Annotated in this window: 15 protein-coding genes, 1 tRNA gene and 1 pseudogene; 6 read left to right on the top strand and 11 right to left on the bottom strand. The window is 63.0% G+C overall.

Annotated elements, in window-relative coordinates; translation table 11 throughout:
• Positions 1 to 377 precede the first annotated feature (377 nt).
• Positions 378 to 2,324: a DUF2207 domain-containing protein gene (locus PMX70_RS06590; RefSeq protein ID WP_271743189.1), complete on the bottom strand. Its 1,947-nt coding sequence runs from the start codon at positions 2,322 to 2,324 to the stop codon at positions 378 to 380.
• A 509-nt stretch (positions 2,325 to 2,833) separates the two neighbouring features.
• Between PMX70_RS06590 and gluQRS the strand changes: the two genes are divergently transcribed.
• A complete protein-coding gene (gene gluQRS / locus PMX70_RS06585) occupies positions 2,834 to 3,844 on the top strand; it encodes a tRNA glutamyl-Q(34) synthetase GluQRS (RefSeq protein WP_416378138.1) in 1,011 nt (336 codons plus the stop codon).
• A gap of 16 nt (positions 3,845 to 3,860) precedes the next feature.
• Here the strand turns inward: gluQRS and PMX70_RS06580 are convergent, their stop codons facing one another.
• Both PMX70_RS06580 and PMX70_RS06575 read right to left on the bottom strand, forming a co-directional pair.
• Entirely contained in the window at positions 3,861 to 4,586 is a 726-nt protein-coding gene (locus tag PMX70_RS06580) for a metallophosphoesterase (protein ID WP_271743187.1), read from the bottom strand.
• 76 nt (positions 4,587 to 4,662) lie between these two features.
• On the bottom strand, positions 4,663 to 4,902 hold the full coding sequence (locus PMX70_RS06575; RefSeq protein ID WP_040359765.1) for a hypothetical protein: 240 nt from the start codon (positions 4,900 to 4,902) through the stop codon (positions 4,663 to 4,665).
• Positions 4,903 to 5,260: 358 nt separating this feature from the next.
• Here PMX70_RS06575 and PMX70_RS06570 point away from each other — a divergent pair, with 358 nt between their 5' ends.
• The 3 genes from PMX70_RS06570 to PMX70_RS06560 are packed head-to-tail and all read left to right on the top strand — an operon-like array spanning position 5,261 to position 7,880.
• Entirely contained in the window at positions 5,261 to 5,803 is a 543-nt protein-coding gene (locus PMX70_RS06570) for a UBA domain-containing protein (RefSeq protein ID WP_006235908.1), read from the top strand.
• An 18-nt stretch (positions 5,804 to 5,821) separates the two neighbouring features.
• Positions 5,822 to 6,601, top strand: coding sequence for a response regulator transcription factor (locus PMX70_RS06565; RefSeq protein WP_006235907.1), 780 nt, complete (start codon positions 5,822 to 5,824; stop codon positions 6,599 to 6,601).
• A complete protein-coding gene (locus PMX70_RS06560; protein ID WP_006235906.1) occupies positions 6,585 to 7,880 on the top strand; it encodes a sensor histidine kinase in 1,296 nt (431 codons plus the stop codon). Before PMX70_RS06565 ends, PMX70_RS06560 begins: the two co-directional genes overlap by 17 nt.
• Before the next feature lie 75 nt (positions 7,881 to 7,955).
• Here the strand turns inward: PMX70_RS06560 and PMX70_RS06555 are convergent, their stop codons facing one another.
• On the bottom strand, positions 7,956 to 8,330 hold the full coding sequence (locus PMX70_RS06555; protein ID WP_035137716.1) for a VOC family protein: 375 nt from the start codon (positions 8,328 to 8,330) through the stop codon (positions 7,956 to 7,958).
• An 11-nt stretch (positions 8,331 to 8,341) separates the two neighbouring features.
• Positions 8,342 to 8,629 carry a PTS sugar transporter subunit IIB gene (locus tag PMX70_RS06550; protein WP_006235903.1) on the bottom strand — a complete coding sequence of 96 codons (288 nt, stop codon included), beginning with the start codon at positions 8,627 to 8,629 and terminating at the stop codon, positions 8,342 to 8,344.
• 163 nt (positions 8,630 to 8,792) lie between these two features.
• Here PMX70_RS06550 and PMX70_RS06545 point away from each other — a divergent pair, with 163 nt between their 5' ends.
• Together PMX70_RS06545 and PMX70_RS06540 are read left to right on the top strand one after the other, a co-directional pair.
• Positions 8,793 to 9,416, top strand: a complete 624-nt coding sequence (locus PMX70_RS06545; protein WP_271740251.1) for a hypothetical protein — start codon at positions 8,793 to 8,795, stop codon at positions 9,414 to 9,416.
• Between the two features lie 31 nt (positions 9,417 to 9,447).
• A tRNA-Leu gene (locus PMX70_RS06540) sits at positions 9,448 to 9,532 on the top strand.
• Positions 9,533 to 9,851: 319 nt separating this feature from the next.
• Here the strand turns inward: PMX70_RS06540 and PMX70_RS06535 are convergent.
• The 6 genes and pseudogenes from PMX70_RS06535 to PMX70_RS06510 all read right to left on the bottom strand — a co-directional run.
• Positions 9,852 to 10,157: pseudogene (locus PMX70_RS06535) on the bottom strand (IS3 family transposase); the annotation flags it as partial.
• Between the two features lie 127 nt (positions 10,158 to 10,284).
• Positions 10,285 to 11,058 (bottom strand): IS21-like element helper ATPase IstB, encoded by a 774-nt coding sequence (istB, locus tag PMX70_RS06530; RefSeq protein WP_271743186.1) that lies wholly within the window; start codon positions 11,056 to 11,058, stop codon positions 10,285 to 10,287.
• Positions 11,058 to 12,290, bottom strand: coding sequence for an IS21 family transposase (gene istA, locus PMX70_RS06525; protein WP_271740663.1), 1,233 nt, complete (start codon positions 12,288 to 12,290; stop codon positions 11,058 to 11,060). The genes istB and istA overlap by 1 nt, the downstream gene beginning before the upstream one ends.
• 143 nt (positions 12,291 to 12,433) lie before the next feature.
• The gene (locus PMX70_RS06520) at positions 12,434 to 13,330 is read right to left on the bottom strand and encodes an IS3 family transposase (protein ID WP_271740396.1); all 897 of its coding nucleotides are present in this window, start codon (positions 13,328 to 13,330) and stop codon (positions 12,434 to 12,436) included.
• Positions 13,331 to 13,441: 111 nt separating this feature from the next.
• Positions 13,442 to 14,443: a Ppx/GppA phosphatase family protein gene (locus PMX70_RS06515; protein ID WP_271740397.1), complete on the bottom strand. Its 1,002-nt coding sequence runs from the start codon at positions 14,441 to 14,443 to the stop codon at positions 13,442 to 13,444.
• 28 nt (positions 14,444 to 14,471) lie between these two features.
• On the bottom strand, positions 14,472 to 15,236 hold the full coding sequence (locus PMX70_RS06510; RefSeq protein ID WP_271740398.1) for an FtsB family cell division protein: 765 nt from the start codon (positions 15,234 to 15,236) through the stop codon (positions 14,472 to 14,474).
• Between the last annotated feature and the right edge of the window lie 46 nt (positions 15,237 to 15,282).

The raw sequence follows: 15,282 nt of genomic DNA, 5'->3' as shown, positions 1-15,282 counted from the left end.
CCCCAATGAGTAGCCTTGGTGATCTGCAAATAGCTGTGGTCAAAAAACATCAAATATGAGTACTGTTACCTTTTTAGTAGCAGCGATTTGGGGCATTTTTGATGCTTGTAGGCATGACGACCAGCTGCACGAGCTGACGTAGCTCCCCAAATGTTCAATAAAATAGGCTCCTAACGAGAAGTACTCTCATTAGGAGCCATTATTATGTGCAAACATATGTGACCAACGCAGCAACAGTACTCATATTTGGCATTTTTTGTCCACTGCCCCTTGCGCGAAGGTCCTCAGCGGAAAGTTTGACCCGTTTCGATGCACAAAAATGGGATGAATCTTCCCTGGCAACCGCCCAGAAAGATCCACCCCAAAGCAAGCGCTCGCTAGAACGTTCCGCCGCCGCCTCCGCCGACGCCGCCGCCTCCGCCGCCCGAGAAGCCACCGCCTCCGCCGCCGCCCGAGCTATCGGAACTCGAAGCCAGCTCACGGATGCTCTCGTGATACACATCGTTAAACGAATCGAGCGGCGAATCAATGCCGTAATGGTGGTAGTACCACCAGTAGCAGGGGTAATTGTCGTAGAAACCGTCGGCCTCGCGCACCTCGGGAGGCACCGCCTCGGCAAGCTGACGCAGGACTTCCTTCGAAACGCCCAGCGCCACACCCATCACCAGCAGCTTGTTCCACAGCACCAAATCGCCCGGGACGGCTTCCTTTAGGCGCGTGAAGTCCTCGAGCCAATGCTTGAGCGCCTTGCAGCGGGCCGCTACCTCGGCACCTTCCGGAGTAAAGCGGCGGAACGTAAGGCCCACGCCAATACCCACCAGCACAATCGGCACCGAGATAACCGCGGCGATAATGTTCGCCTGTGCGCCGTCGGTAAAGAAAATGGATCCCATGGGAACAAAGGCGATCAGAATACCAAGAACCAGGCAGAACACCATTGCGACAATGCCGTCCGAGGCAACGTACTCGCTATCGGCCAACTTGCCCTTAACGGTGTTCTGATAGTCCTCGAGCTTGTCGCCAACAGATGTGGTGCGCTCGCTAGCGTACTCCTCCAGCTCGCTAAACGTGCGCGAACGGACTCCGTCCTTATCGGGCTTAACGCCGGCGAAGAAGACCTTGAGCACATCGCGATCGATGCCGTCCTTCTTGGCAGCCTTCCAGGCCTCGTCGGTCACTGTGATGCGATACGTCTGCTCCTCTTTTTCGCGACGGAGCAGACCCTTCTTCTTGGTCTCGGTCGCTTCTTCCAGCTTGATCACGCGATCGTCGGTGAGCTTCATGAGCGTGGCGATATATGCCTGATCGGGCACCTCGTTCCAGCTCATGAGGGCCGAAAGCACGGCGGGATGGTCGGCCGAAGGCACATCGCGGAAATATTCGTCCTGGAAAAGCGGCTTGGGCTTGCGGCGGCGCAGCTTGAGCACAACGATTGTGCCGGTAAAGGCCACCGCCGCGACAACACTTAGCACGGCAAGTGCAATGGCAATCATACGAGCGTGAGCGCGGCGGGCGTTAGCTTCGTCGGCCCATTCTTTTTCTTCGCTCAGGATCGTCGACATGCGCTCTTCGCCCGAGGCGGCAAGCTGCGGCACCCAGTCGCTGGGGAAGGCGATGCGTGCCTCGGCGAACTCGCCCTGATGCACGCAGGGAATGGTATAGGTGACCATGGGCTCGTCCTCATCGAGCGACACGTCGCCCGTCAGCGAGCCGTGGCCCCATGCGCGGAAGTTATCGCCCTTGACGGCCGCCGTCCCGGCAGCGGCATTTGCGAAGTACACCTCCATCTCGACATCGTCGGAATCCGCGGACCAGCCGTCACCTACAAATTTCCAGTAGAGCTCAGCGGTATCGGCCCAGTTCATGACCGCACCGGTCATGGTGTAGCTCACGTAATAGATCACGCTATCGCCGCTCTCGTGGGGGCTGAAAACCTTGATCTTTACGCCGCCGTCGGACTGCTCGACCGTGTAGACGCCAGAGTCACCCTTGTTTGCGCTATCGACTTTGTTGAACGCGGTGTCCTCTTCCTCGACGCTCAGCACGTTGACACCCGCCGCGCCGCCCTGCTGGTTGGTGCCCGCATTGATCTCCCAAAACACGCCGTTGATGTCGTCATCGAAATCGAACTGGCGCCCCTCGACAACGGTCAGCGAGCCGTCGGCCTCGACCGTGGCACCGATACAGGTTTGGGTCATAGAGTAGCCGTCGGCATGCGCGGCGGCAGGCAGCAGCAACAACGCAAGCGCGACGAGCGCGCAGACGGAAGCGAATCGCGCGAATAGGCGGCGCTGCCGACAGGTCTTGGCAACGGGGGCGTTCATAGGCACATCCTTTGTCTGTGATACCAACAGCGTCATTGTCCCACGTTTACGGGCACACATGACGAATATCTGGGCCAACGGAACGTCAAATGGGACAAAAGTCCCACCCGAGTCTGGCACTTAGGGACGTTCCTTATCTGCCGGCAATTTGGGACACTCCTTGGCATGGCCTGCACCAACGATAGACACCACTTCACAGCTCCGTCACAGGTGTAGCGGCTTTGTGTGGGCGCGGCATGCGCTGATTGAGCCGCCAGCCGAGGGGCATAAAGCAGTTGAGCGAAAACGGTTTGCCCCTTTGCCGTTCGCTCGAGGATCATGTCCCCCTTTTCCGCGGAAACCCCGGCAGTTGCGAAGAGCTGCCGGGGTTTCTGTCGTTTGTGAGGCTGAGTCAGTGCGCGGCAATCGAGACGTTGAGCCGCAAACCCGCCGTGCGCAATGCGCAGCGCCGCCAACTTGCGAGCCACGGCAACGCCTTCCCTACCGTGTCCCGCGCTATACTCGTCCGCATGGATATCAACGCACGCAACATAGCAGCGCCCGCCGCGGACGCGCCAACGACGACCTCCTCTCCCGCTCCCACGCCCGTCGTGGGTCGCTTTGCCCCGTCGCCCTCGGGCCGCATGCACCTGGGCAACGTGTTCAGCTGCCTGTGCTCGTGGCTTTCGACCCGCAGCCAGGGCGGCAGCATCGTGTTGCGCATCGAGGACCTGGACGATCGCTGCAAGCGCCCGGAACTTGCCGCTCAACTGATTGACGACCTAGCCTGGCTAGGACTCGAGTGGGACGATGGCCCCTACTACCAGCACGATCGCCTCGACCTGTACGAGAGCGCCTTGCGCCAGCTGCAAGACGCCGGCCTCACCTATCCCTGCTTTTGTACGCGCGCCGAGCTCCACGCCGCGAGCGCGCCGCATGCCAGCGACGGCACGCCCATCTACCGTGGCGCCTGCCGAGGGCTTTCGGCCGAAGAGGTCGCCCGCCGCAGCGCCCTGCGCGCCCCGGCCACGCGTCTGCGCGTGCCCACCGTCGATGACCTCGCAGACGACGTGATCGAATTCGTGGACCGCACGTACGGGGCCCAATGCGAGGCACTCGCTACCGAGTGCGGCGACTTTTTGGTGCGCCGCAGCGACGGCGTGTTTGCCTATCAGCTAGCCGTGGTGGTCGACGACGCCGCCATGGGCGTCACCGAGGTCGTGCGCGGATGCGACCTGCTTGGCTCCACGCCGCGCCAGATCTACCTGCAGCATCTGCTGGGTCTTCCCACGCCGCACTACGCACATATTCCGCTGCTCATGTCGCCGGATGGCCGTCGCCTTTCCAAGCGCGACCGCGATCTGGACCTGGGCGAACTACGCGCCCGCTTTGGCACGCCCGAGGCACTGCTGGGATGGCTCGCCGGACAAACGGGCATCGCACCGGACACCACACCGCGCTCTGCCGAGCAGCTGGTCGAGCACTTTAGCTGGGACGTCATCCGCGCGCACCGGGAGAACATCACTGTAACGATCGAGTAGCCAGCCATCCCGCCCCCTACGCAACATCCCAGGGCTGGAGTTCGTCACCCAAGCGAATGATGCAATCGTAGAGCACGGTATGGCGCTCGGCCGGGTTGGCATCCCGATGAAAATGCCCGTAGTACCAGCGCTTGTAATCCAAGCGGTCTTCCAGCTCATCGAAAAATGCCGTAAGTCGATCAACCGTGGGGCAATTCCAGCCGGGTGCCGGATAAAGCGTGGGCGAAAGCATACGCGTAGAGCAGGTGTGGGTGATCACGTAGTCGACCCTCCAGCCCACGCTGTCGAGCTTTGTCCGCGCTTCCTCAAAGTTGCGCTCACTCGGCAGCTCATGCGGCCACCAGCTGGAATACGGAATGCAGTATTCCTTGTCCACGCTCGTGGCGCCGCCCATGGTAAAGATCGTTGAGCCGTCGAGTTCAAAAACCTCGCCGCGCGCCAGGCGCCGTATGGGAGAGGTGTCCGACAGGCGCTGCGTCAGCCCACCGTGCCACAACTCCATGGGGCGCTCCGCCCAGTGATCGAAACGCTCGTGGTTGCCGTCGACAAACAGCACGGTATAGGGACGCGATTCCAGCCAAGCGATGTCGGCACATTCTTCGGCAGAGAAATCCCACGGAAAGCCAAAGTCGCCGGCGATAATCAGATAGTCGTCGCTCGTCAGACTATCCCCAAGGTCCCAGTCGCGCAGCTTTTGCATGTCGACGCCGCCGTGAATATCGCCCGTCACATAGACCGTCATCGGATCACCACTTCCCTGTAAGTCGCTAGCCCGCATTCTGCACGATCACTAAGCCAACCGTTCCAGCCCTTAGGGCTTACCCCTCGTTCTTCCATCCAAACGGGTCAAGCACCCAAAAAACCAGATCGAGCACGCCGCCGGTCATCATGGCGCCGGCAAGGGCCATGCAAACGTGCAGAGAGACGGCACTTCGGAGCACGTCGAATGGCCCCAAAGAAGCCAGCAGCGCGACCGCTGCGCCGGCTACGCACAGCGCGAGGCACGGCCCCGCGTCCTTAACGCACTTCTTTGCGAGATGCTTTGCGTTGTCACTCATCAATATCGAACTCCTTAGAGGGTCGTTGTTTGGGTACATGCCTCCGCGGCAGAGCAGGGCGGCAGGGTAAGTGTCACATGTCGTGCGGACATCAATGGAGAAACCGCCTGCTCGACCAACCTTTGACGCCGTTTTGCACCGGCACCACATCCCCCGCTATCGAGGTCTAATACTTTTCCCACCGCTACCCAAAAACTCATCCAACATTAATCTTGGCTCAAGAATCGCTTAATCTATAACCTGCACTATAGAGTTCGACCAAGGGCGGGGCGGCGCCGCGCAACGCAGGCCGCCGAACGCAACGCTCGCGCCCAGGCAGATCGCCTGGCGTCGCGCCCATCGAACGAAAGGACAGGTCATGGACGACCTCGAAAAAGTTGAAACCATCCGCACCAAGTGCAACGTGAGCTACACCGATGCCAAGGCCGCGCTCGATGCCGCCGACGGCAACGTTTTGGACGCCATCATTTGGCTCGAGTCGCAGGGCAAGACCCAGACCACATCAGCGCATGCCGCCACCGAGTCTGAGCCGGTCGATGAGCCCTCAGCCGAGATGGTCGCCGCGCAGGCCGCCTACGAGAAGTCGAGCGAAAAGACCGACTTCTCCAAGAAGATGGACAGCGTATGGGAGTACCTCAAAAAGCTCTTCCGCCTGAGCCTGGACACCAAGTTTATCGCCACGCGCCGCGATGCGATCATCCTCAACATCCCCATCCTGATCCCCATCATCGCCCTGTTTGCCTGGGGCGCTACGATTTGGCTGATGCTGATTGGCCTGTTCTTTGGCATGCGCTACCGCATCGACAGCGACGGCGACGTGCCCGGCAGCATCAACAACCTTATGAATCACGCCGCCGATGCCGCGGACGACATCAAGCAAAATCTGAACGACGACAAGTAATCGCAGACGGGGGCACGCATGGCACGGATCCTGATCGTAGAGGACGAGGAGAAAATCGCCCGCTTTGTGACGCTCGAGCTGGAGCACGAGGGCTACCAGGTGGAACACGCCGCCGATGGCCGCACCGCCGTGGACCTGGCGCTGGAGCGCAACTACGATCTTATTCTGCTCGATGTGCTGTTGCCGCAGCTCAACGGCATGGAGGTCCTGCGGCGCGTCCGTAAGCACAAGGATGTGCCGGTGATAATGGTCACCGCGCGCGATGCCGTGATGGACAAGGTGGCCGGGCTCGATGCCGGCGCCGACGATTACCTGACCAAGCCGTTTGCGATTGAGGAGCTGTTCGCACGGATCCGCGTGGCGTTGAAGCGCTCGGAGGCCGTGCGGGCGGCTTCGGGCGTTGGCGGCATCGGGACGGGCGCGGCAGGCGGCACGGGTGTCGGCGCCACTGCGATGCCCCCGGTCAGTGACTCGACCCAGGTTTCCGCCTCGCTCTCCCCCGCCACGCTCGCCGTGGGCTCGGTTGCGCTCGACCCCGACCGCCGCGAAGTCACGGTCGGCGGCTCGCCCATTGCGCTCACGGCCCGCGAGTTCGATGTCCTCGCCCTGCTTATGGCGCATGCCGAGACCGTGCTCACGCGCGAACGCATCGCGCACGAAGCGCTGGGCTACGAATACATGGGCGACACCAACAACGTCGACGTGCACATCGCGCATCTACGCGCCAAGATCGAGGACGCCGGCGGCGCCCGCATCATCCAGACCGTGCGCGGGGTGGGCTATGTCTGCCGCGCGTAACGCCGAGGCCAAACGCGTCACCTCCATCGCCCGCGCCATCAACTGGAGCTATATGTGGCGCCGCCTGATGAGCTACGTTTGGCTCGACCTGCTGCTAGTAGTGATTGTGGCGGCGATCCTTGTCTATGGATACAACCAGACGCTGCCCAACGGCGCGTTTACCGCAGGATGGATCCCCAGCGCCACCGTTCGCGGCATGACGCTGACGCCCGCGCGCGGCTGGGACCTGACAACGCTCACCTATACCGTCGAGCTTGCGCGTACCACCAAGACTTTCCCCCTCGCGCAGGACCTCGTCACGCTATGGCCTCTCTACCTTGTCGTTGTGGGTTGGCAGGTCATCAGCGTGCTCAACATGCTCGGCGGCGCCCGCCGCGTGCGCCGCACCATGGCGCCGCTCAACGATCTGGCCCTGCGCGTGGACGAACTCGGCCGCATGCAACTCGCCGGCGGCAAGATGGAAACACTGGAGCAAGCCATCGAGCGCGCAAGCGTCGACTCGCCGAGCGTCACTACCGGCGACGCCGACCTGGCAAGCATCGAGGTTGCACTCAACCGCCTACTGCGCCAGATGCAAGAGGCCAAACTGCAACAGATGCGCTTTGTCAACGATGCGAGCCACGAGCTGCGCACGCCCATCGCGGTGATTCAGGGTTACGTAAACATGCTCGATCGCTGGGGCAAAGACGACCCGGACGTGCTGGCGGAATCCATCGCGTCCCTCAAGGCCGAAAGCGAGCACATGCAAGAGCTCGTGGAGCAGCTGCTGTTTTTGGCACGCGGCGATGCCGGGCGCACGGTCCTGCGGCGTGCGGATACCAACCTGGCCGCACTGGTCGGCGAGGTATGCGAGGAATCGCAGATGATCGATACCGCGCACACGTATCGGCTGGCGTACGACACCGCGCTTGTCAGCGATTCGCGCTGCGACGCGCCCGTCGACGTGGCACTCGTGAAGCAGGCGCTACGCGTGATCGTGCAAAACGCCGCCAAGTATTCGGACGCGGGAACGACCGTCACATTTGGCATAACGCCGGATGCGGGCGCGGGCACAATCGACATAAGCGTTGAGGACGAGGGCATCGGCATGAACCAGGAATCCGCAGCTCACGCGTTTGAACGGTTCTACCGCGCCGACAACGCACGCAATGCCGGCGCGCAGGGCTCGGGCCTGGGGCTTGCCATTGCCAAGTGGATCGTCGATAGCCATGGCGGTGTCATTGGCGTGACCTCAGTCGAGGGCGTCGGCAGCCGCTTTACGATTCGCCTGCCGCGGTAGGAAGCCCCTCGGCATAAATAAAGGGGTAGGGCCACGCGGCCCTATCCCTTTTTGCTAGCTATGGCAGCTTGTGCGCTATTCGCGGCACAGGTGCACGGCGAAACCGGCGAACTCGCGCTTAAAGTACACGAGCTTGGTACCACCGTCGGGCAGCAGCGCGCGCGACTCTTCGTTGACCTCGAGCCCGCGCTCGGCAAACCACTTCTCAGCTGCATCGATGTCGTTAACGGCAAAGCCGATGTGGCCCTTGGTGCCACGACCGTTCTGCTTCATGATCTCGACCAGCGAATCGTTAAAGTACGAAACCGGGGTCTCGGTGACGGGCAGGCCCATCATCGTCGAGAACAGCTCCGCGATCTCCAGGGCGTCTGCCGGGTCGGTGGCGTTAATGCCCACATGGGCAACGCGCATACCAAAGAGCTCTACCGGGTTGGCGTTCTGCTCACTCATGCAGTCAGCGCCTACTGAGCCATGACGTCGAGAACGGCCTTCTCGGCGGCAACGCGGTTCATGCCGGTCATGAAGGGCACGCCACTCACGTACGGGCAGGTGAGGCCCTCGGGGGCAACGGTGGTGGCGATCAGCAGGTCAGCGCCCTCGTCGCAGTAATCCTTGGCCTCGGAGATGGCGCACTGCACGATCTCGTACTTGTCGGCATAACCGTTGGCGTCGAGCAGAGTAGCGACCTTCTGGGCAACGAGCGTGGAAGTAGCAGCGCCAGCACCGCAAGCCAAAACGATCTTCTTCATAGGTAATGTCTCCCTTCATGGTTTACTTTAGGTAAGTGTACCGCAGCGAGCGATGGCACTCGGCCTCGATGAGCTTTTATGCCAGTTTGCTTGCGCGCTGCGTATAATACATCTAGTACGTGTTGTCATACCGCTCGCTTTATGAGCGACTAAGGACCCTAATATGCCCGATTCCCGCACCCTCTGGACCGCCGTCGTTATCATCTGCATCGCCGTGTCGGTGTTCTTTAGCGTCAAAAAACGCACCACGTTTAAGCGCCTGCAGCAGCTTATGGCTGCCAAGCAGTGGGACGAGTTCGATCGTTTGCTCGACGGCAAACTCACCAGCATGCTGTACCCGCGCTACAACCGCGACTACCTGCGTCTGAACTCCTATCTGCTGCGCGAGGACCACGAGCGTGCCAGCGAGATGTTCGACCTACTGCTGGGACTCAACCTCCCCAAGATGCAGCGCGTCGACTTGGTGATTAAGGCCTTTAACTACTATGTTGGCCAGGAGGACCGCAAAAAGTCCAAAGAGCTGTTGCACGAGATCAAGGGCTTTGAGGGCGGTCAGGCCGAGGCAGTTGCGCACGAGTGTCAGCTGATGTACGACACGATGATCCTCAAGCGCCACAACGACATTCCCGAGCTGGAGCGCATGCTCGAGGATGTCGGCGACGACCCGGTCAAGCGCTGCCGCTTGGAGTACCTGCTAGCCCTGCAGTACAAGAACAAAGGCGACGAAGCCAAGTTCCAGGAGTTCCTGGAGAAGTCGGGCCAACACTCGATGGCCGTCAACGCGTAACGGACGGCTTGTGCTAGACTTCTAGTCTCACGGGGGCGTGGCGGAATTGGCATACGCAGGAGACTTAAAATCTCTCGCCGCAAGGATTGTGGGTTCGAGTCCCACCGCCCCTACCATGTGATTGCTTGCGAGCCCGTGTTCCCCAGGGATGCGGGCTCGCTTCTTTTAGATGCCAGTGGGACTCGAACCCGCGAGGGGGCGAGCGTTAAGCGGACGCGCAGCGTCCGTAGCGAGCCGGCGAGGGCGCCGACAGGCGGCCGAAGCCGGTGCGTATTTGCGCAGCAAATGCGCGGACGTCCCACCGCCCCTACCATATGGAGCTTTCGAGCCTGTGTCCCCAAGGGATGCGGGCTCGTTTCTTTTACACGCCGGCGGGGCTCTAAGTTGCGGTGGAATAGATCCTGTTGGGGGTGCGGATGATTTCTTGGACCGCGCCTAGGCGTATCCAAGCTTCCTGCGGTACTCCATCGGGCTCAGCCACCCGAGGGACTTCTTGATCCGCTCCTCACGATAGTACACGAGGTAGGCCTCGAGCCTTCCCATGAACTCCTCGGCCGTCACGCCCTCCCAGTCCCTGTAGTGGAAGAACTCGTTCTTGAGGCGCCCGAAGAAGCCCTCGCAGGCCGAGTTGTCCGGGCTGCAGCCCTTCGCGGACATGCTCCTGATCAGGCCGTTCTCCTCGCAGATCCCGATCCACTCCGGCCAGCGGTAGTGGCCGCCCCGGTCCGAGTGGATCGTCGTGCGCGCGCCCGCCGGCCTCGCCGCGCTGTTAGCGTCAATCTATTTTTCACCAGTTTCGCTAAACAGGCGCGCCGTTTGCGCAAAGGCGGTTTCACCGGTTGCGCTAACGTTATTTCACCGATTCCGGTCACGACTTGACGGGCCCGTCCCTCGGCAGGTCCTTCAGCCTGTAGGACCTGCCGGTTATCTTGACCAGGTGGCAGTGGTGGCACACCCTGTCCGCGATCGCGCTCGCCGCCACGTCGTCCCCGAACACCCTGCCCCAGCCGCTGATCCCCACGTTGGTGGTGATGATCGTCGAGCGCTGCTCGTAGCACGTCGATATCAGCTGGAACAGCAGGTCCGCGCCCGCGCTGCCGACGTCGAGGTAGCCGAGCTCGTCGATGATCAGCAGCCTCGAGTGGGCGTAGTACTTGAGCCTCTTCTTGAGGATGCCGCGCGACGAGGCGTCCTCCAGGTCCTCGACGAGCCGGGCGCAGTCCACGAACCTGACCTCGCGCCCCGCCTTGACCGCCTCGATGCCCAGCGCGACGGCGAGGTGCGTCTTGCCCACGCCGGGGCTCCCCACGAACAGGACGTTCTCGGCCCGCTCGACGAACCTCAGGGTCGCGAGCTCCTCGATCTCGGCGCGCGGGACCGACGGCTGGAAGTCCCAGTCGAAGTCCGCCAGCCCCTTGACGTAGGGGAACCCCGACGACCGTATGCGCTGGTTGGTGATCCTGACCTCCCGGGCGGCGACCTCGACGCGCGTCATCTCCTCGAGGGCGGAGGCGAAGCCCCGCTCGCCCGCGGCGACCATCCTCACGTAGTCGGGCAGGGACGCCGCCATCTCGTGCAGCCCGAGCGCGGAGAGGTTCGCCTGCGCCCTGATCGAGGGGCTGCCCTCCGCGACGGCGCCCATCACGCCCCTCCGAGCGAGTCGAGCAGCGCGAGATTTGCGCGCGCGGCCTCGGCGATGTCCGCGTCGGCCAGGCCCCGCTTCCCCTCGAGGGCCTGCCCATAGTGGTCGGGGTCGTAGTTGATTGGCCTCGACGGCCCGGACGCGGCGTCGTGGACGGCGACCTCCTCGCCGGCCATCCTCACCACGACCTGGCCGCCGGGCATCGCTATGACGCTCACGCGCCGGCCGATGCAGCGCCTGGGCACGGACCACTCCCTGCCGGCGGCCCTGACGAGCATGGTCGGCGGGACGGTCTGGACGCTCACGTCGCCCACCATCGACTCGAGGAGACGGAGGTTCCCGATGGGCCGCAGGCTCTCCTTCTCCCGCATGAACAGCGCGTCGGGCGGCAGGCCGGTGGTGCGGTTCGGCTCCGAGTTTGCCTGGGCCTCGACCCGGGCCACCGCCTCGGCGAGGCCGCCCCACCCGGTGAACTCGCCGCCGTAGGCGAGCAGGCGGTTCAGGAAGCGGTTGGCCGACTCGTCCTTGCCCTTGGTCTGCGGCGAGCGCGGCGCGCAGAGCCTTAGCTCGAAGCCGGCCTCCCGCGCGAACCGCCACGCCCTCTCCTGCCTGGTCCTCCTGCGACCGGAGACGGTCACCAGGCACGACATGTTGTCCGTGATGCACTCCTCCGGGACGCCGCCGAGGCGGGTGAAGGTGGCGAGCAGGCAGGACAGCAGGTCGTCGAGCGTGCGGCTCCTGACCGGTATGAAGCGGTGCTTCCGGGAGTAGCCGAGCGTCGCGGTGAACACGCTGAACTCGAAGACCTCGCCCTCCGAGTCGACGAGCCTCATGCCCTCCTTCCAGTCGAACTGCAGCTGCCTGCCCGGGGGCGTCTCGAACCGCGGGTGCGGCTCGCGGCCGCCCGCGCCTCCGAAGGGCACGTCGCGGGCCCGGCACCATGCGGTGAAGGCGCCGTACCCGGGCAGCCCCTCCCCGCGGCTCTCGCGCAGGAACGCGTACACGGCCATCTTGGTCATGCCGGGCAGCTGGGCCTTCGCGCGGATCACCTCCTCGAGCGGGTCGAAGGCGCTGCCCCTCGCGGACCTCCCGTCGGCGGCGGACTCGCCATCCCGCCAGTACTTGGCGACCGTGTGCCGGTCCATGCCGTGCCTCCTCGCGATCTCGCTGAAGTTCGGTTTCGCGCCGGACCCCCTGTAGACATTCAGCTCTCCCATTACGTTTCGCTCCATATCCCGCTCCTCCCGGGTCGGATACCCGATCGGAGCATAGTTCCGTTAGCGCAGTTGGTGAAAGTACGTTAGCGGGTTCGGCGAAAGCGCGTTAGCGCATTCGGCGAGATGCGTTTGCGAAAGTGGTCAATTTTAGATTAGCGCTAACACGCGCAGGCCTTGAGCAGGCTCGAGTTCGCGAGGCGCTTGTCGGGGTGCAGCCCGATCGACCAGGCGACGGGCATCCCGTCGAAGCAGTCGACGATCGGGCTCAGGTAGACCTTCTCGCCGCCCGGGAGCCTGAACTCGGTGATGTCGGTGAGCCACAGCCGGTTGGGCTCGTCGGCGTGGAAATTCCTGCTCACGAGGTTCTCCGGCGCCTTGGAGACCTCGCCGGCGTAGGAGCTGTAGCCCCGGGCGCGCCTCTTGTTGTAGACGACCTCGAGGCCCTCCTCGCGCATCACGCGGGCCACGCGCTTCTCGCTGGCGCGGACCCCCTCGCGGCGCAGGCGCGCCCAGACGGTGCGGTACCCCCAGCACCCCGAGCCCTCGCGGAAGATGCGCACCACGCGGTCGCGTATGTCGGCGTCGCGGTCGCGCGGCGCGGCGACGCGGGGCCTCCAGTACTCATAGGAGCTCTTCGATATCCTCAAGAAACCTGTGATCGAGCGGAGGGGCAGGGCGGTCGCCCGCCTCAATCTCTCGCCGAGCTCGCACTTGCTCCTGTTCGAGATCGAAGCCGGGTCCCACCCTTCCGCTTTTAGGTCGGCCAACACCGCCCTGAGCAGCAGGTTCTCTATCTGGTCCTCGTTGAGCCCGGCGAGCGGGCCGGTCGCCGGCGGGGCGTAGGTCGACTTGTCGGGGCCCAAGCCGGCCTCCTTCCGTGGCGGTTTCCTCGCCCCGATTCTACAGCGCGCCCCGGTGTAGCTGTGCGGGAGGTGCCCCGTCGCCCACTTCTTGGCCGCGCCCACCGAGACCCCCGCGAACTTCGCGGCGGCGGTCGGCCCCATGCCGTCCTCCGTCGCCAGGAGGAAGAGCTCGACCTTCTCCCTGCTGTACATGCGAACCTCCAGTCCGGACCGCTTCACGGTCCAACTTTCTGTCCGCACCCCCGTTTATACCGTTTACCAGCTTATTTAGGAACTATTTCACCGCAACTCAGAGGAAGACGGTTAAAGAGCACTCAGGCTCGGGGTCCAGCCGATGGTGGGGGTCGCGCCGTCGAGGGTTTCGTTGATAGTGGCGGCCATGCCAGCGAGTAGGCTGTTCTCGCTTACGGTGAGCGTCTTGTAGCCACCGGCGCGCATGAGCTCGCGAACCACCACGGCGCCGGCCAGAATCACGCCCGCGCGCTTGGGCTGCACGCCCGGCAGCGCAGCGATACCCTCCACATCCAGCGTAGACATATGATCGATAGCGTCCGAGATCTGCTCCATCGAAAGCTCGCGCAGGTGCACAAAGCTCGAGTCGTACGGCTCCAGCTCGTGGACCAGCGCCACGAGTGTGGTGACGGTACCGCTCACCGCGACCAAGCGCTCGGCGCGCTCAAAATCGCTCGGCAGGCTCTCAAAGTAGGCCTCGAACTGCTCGCCCGCCCAGTCGGCAGCGGCAGCAAGCTCGCCGTCCGAAGGCGGCAACGCCGAGAAAAAACGCTCCGTCACACGACGGCAACCAATGTCCAGCGAACGCGTTCCCTCCAGCGCGAAGATCCCGCGCTCCGGCGCGTATACACCCGTAGCGAGCTCCGTGGAGCCGCCGCCCGAATCGGCAACAATGATGCGCTCGCCGGCAAAGTCGTGCGCCACGCCAAAAAACGTCAGGCGCGCCTCGACCTCGCCCGGAATCACCTGCGGTTCGAGCCCCAGATCGCGCAGACCGTCCAGCAGCAGCGCGGCATTGGACGCATCGCGCGCGGCACTCGTGCAGGTGGTGCAGATGCACGCGGCCCCAAAGGTACGGGCTTCGTCCACAAACATGCGGCACGCAGCGAGCACGCGCTCAACGGCCGCCTCGCAAAAGCGCCCCGTCGCGTCCACGCCCTCGCCCAAGTCGGTGATCTCGGTATGCTTGGACGATTCCACGATCGCCCCGGCCTCGACCTGCGCCAACACCAGTCGCGACGACACCGTTCCCAGGTCAATCGCGGCCACCTTATATCGTTTGCAATTTGTCATTGCGGGCTCCCCTCCGGGCGCTACTCGCCTACTCGCCGCTGGACGCGACCGTCTGACCCTCGACGCCGTTAAATCCAAACAGCATGTCGAGCGTCTGAATGTACCACGGCGCGTCCTTGCCGACTTCTTCGATCTCCTTGGCCACCTCGCTGGCCTTCTTGGCGTTCGACGACTTCTTTTCAGCCGGCGACGAGTCCGAATCATCGTCCAAGCCCAAGACATCAATCCTAGTCTCGCCAGGCATCACCAGGCCCAGGTCCTCGGACGCCGCATCCCTGATACCCTCCTCCGAGAGCAGCTTGTCGACGCTTTTTTGCAGCTCGTCGTTATATTGCTCGCGAATCTCGACCTGCTTGGCCAAGATGTCGCTCGAGCGTTTTGCCACATACAGATCGCGCACGGGGAAATACAGGCTCACGAGCGCAAGCGCCACCACGATACCGATAAACAGCGGGCGTAGAGAGCCATGCGTAAAGTCATAGATCGCCTTAATCACCGCGTTGTCGTTGGCGTAGCGCATAAAGTCCGAACCCGAAAGACGGCTCGAGGGCCTACTCGACCTGTCGTGCGTCTGGGCCGAGGGACGCGACGCATGCGACGAACGTGCCGGGCGCACCGGTCCATCTGCCGAAGCATTCACATGAGCATTGGGGCGCGAGGTACTTGTCGGGCGCTGCGTGGAGCGGTCGGCGCCGGCGTAGGCGGACCCACCGAGCTGCACCGTGCGCGCACGGCGAGGCGACGGCTCACGCGAACCGGCGGAATAGTACCTGTTGTCGTAAATCTGATCCATGTGCGCCTTGTGCGGTTGAGGTTTGTTTGCGCTAAGTCCTTTAGTT

It is taken from the genome of Collinsella aerofaciens (assembly GCF_028206795.1).
Taxonomy (GTDB): domain Bacteria; phylum Actinomycetota; class Coriobacteriia; order Coriobacteriales; family Coriobacteriaceae; genus Collinsella; species Collinsella aerofaciens_AX.
The sequence above is the reverse complement of the archived record's forward strand: the minus strand, read 5'-3'. Positions and strand labels throughout refer to the sequence as shown.

Excerpts from the sequence above, each read along its gene's own strand:
- PMX70_RS06515 (WP_271740397.1), bottom strand. The coding sequence starts at position 14,443 with ATGACAAATTGCAAACGATATAAGGTGGCCGCGATTGACCTGGGAACG.
- PMX70_RS06555 (WP_035137716.1), bottom strand. The coding sequence starts at position 8,330 with ATGAGTGAGCAGAACGCCAACCCGGTAGAGCTCTTTGGTATGCGCGTT.
- PMX70_RS06565 (WP_006235907.1), top strand. The coding sequence starts at position 5,822 with ATGGCACGGATCCTGATCGTAGAGGACGAGGAGAAAATCGCCCGCTTT.
- PMX70_RS06560 (WP_006235906.1), top strand. The coding sequence starts at position 6,585 with ATGTCTGCCGCGCGTAACGCCGAGGCCAAACGCGTCACCTCCATCGCC.
- PMX70_RS06520 (WP_271740396.1), bottom strand. The coding sequence starts at position 13,330 with ATGTACAGCAGGGAGAAGGTCGAGCTCTTCCTCCTGGCGACGGAGGAC.
- PMX70_RS06570 (WP_006235908.1), top strand. The coding sequence starts at position 5,261 with ATGGACGACCTCGAAAAAGTTGAAACCATCCGCACCAAGTGCAACGTG.
- PMX70_RS06590 (WP_271743189.1), bottom strand. The coding sequence starts at position 2,324 with ATGAACGCCCCCGTTGCCAAGACCTGTCGGCAGCGCCGCCTATTCGCG.
- PMX70_RS06510 (WP_271740398.1), bottom strand. The coding sequence starts at position 15,236 with ATGGATCAGATTTACGACAACAGGTACTATTCCGCCGGTTCGCGTGAG.
- PMX70_RS06580 (WP_271743187.1), bottom strand. The coding sequence starts at position 4,586 with ATGACGGTCTATGTGACGGGCGATATTCACGGCGGCGTCGACATGCAA.
- istB (WP_271743186.1), bottom strand. The coding sequence starts at position 11,058 with ATGGGCGCCGTCGCGGAGGGCAGCCCCTCGATCAGGGCGCAGGCGAAC.
- gluQRS (WP_416378138.1), top strand. The coding sequence starts at position 2,834 with ATGGATATCAACGCACGCAACATAGCAGCGCCCGCCGCGGACGCGCCA.
- istA (WP_271740663.1), bottom strand. The coding sequence starts at position 12,290 with ATGGAGCGAAACGTAATGGGAGAGCTGAATGTCTACAGGGGGTCCGGC.
- PMX70_RS06550 (WP_006235903.1), bottom strand. The coding sequence starts at position 8,629 with ATGAAGAAGATCGTTTTGGCTTGCGGTGCTGGCGCTGCTACTTCCACG.
- PMX70_RS06575 (WP_040359765.1), bottom strand. The coding sequence starts at position 4,902 with ATGAGTGACAACGCAAAGCATCTCGCAAAGAAGTGCGTTAAGGACGCG.
- PMX70_RS06545 (WP_271740251.1), top strand. The coding sequence starts at position 8,793 with ATGCCCGATTCCCGCACCCTCTGGACCGCCGTCGTTATCATCTGCATC.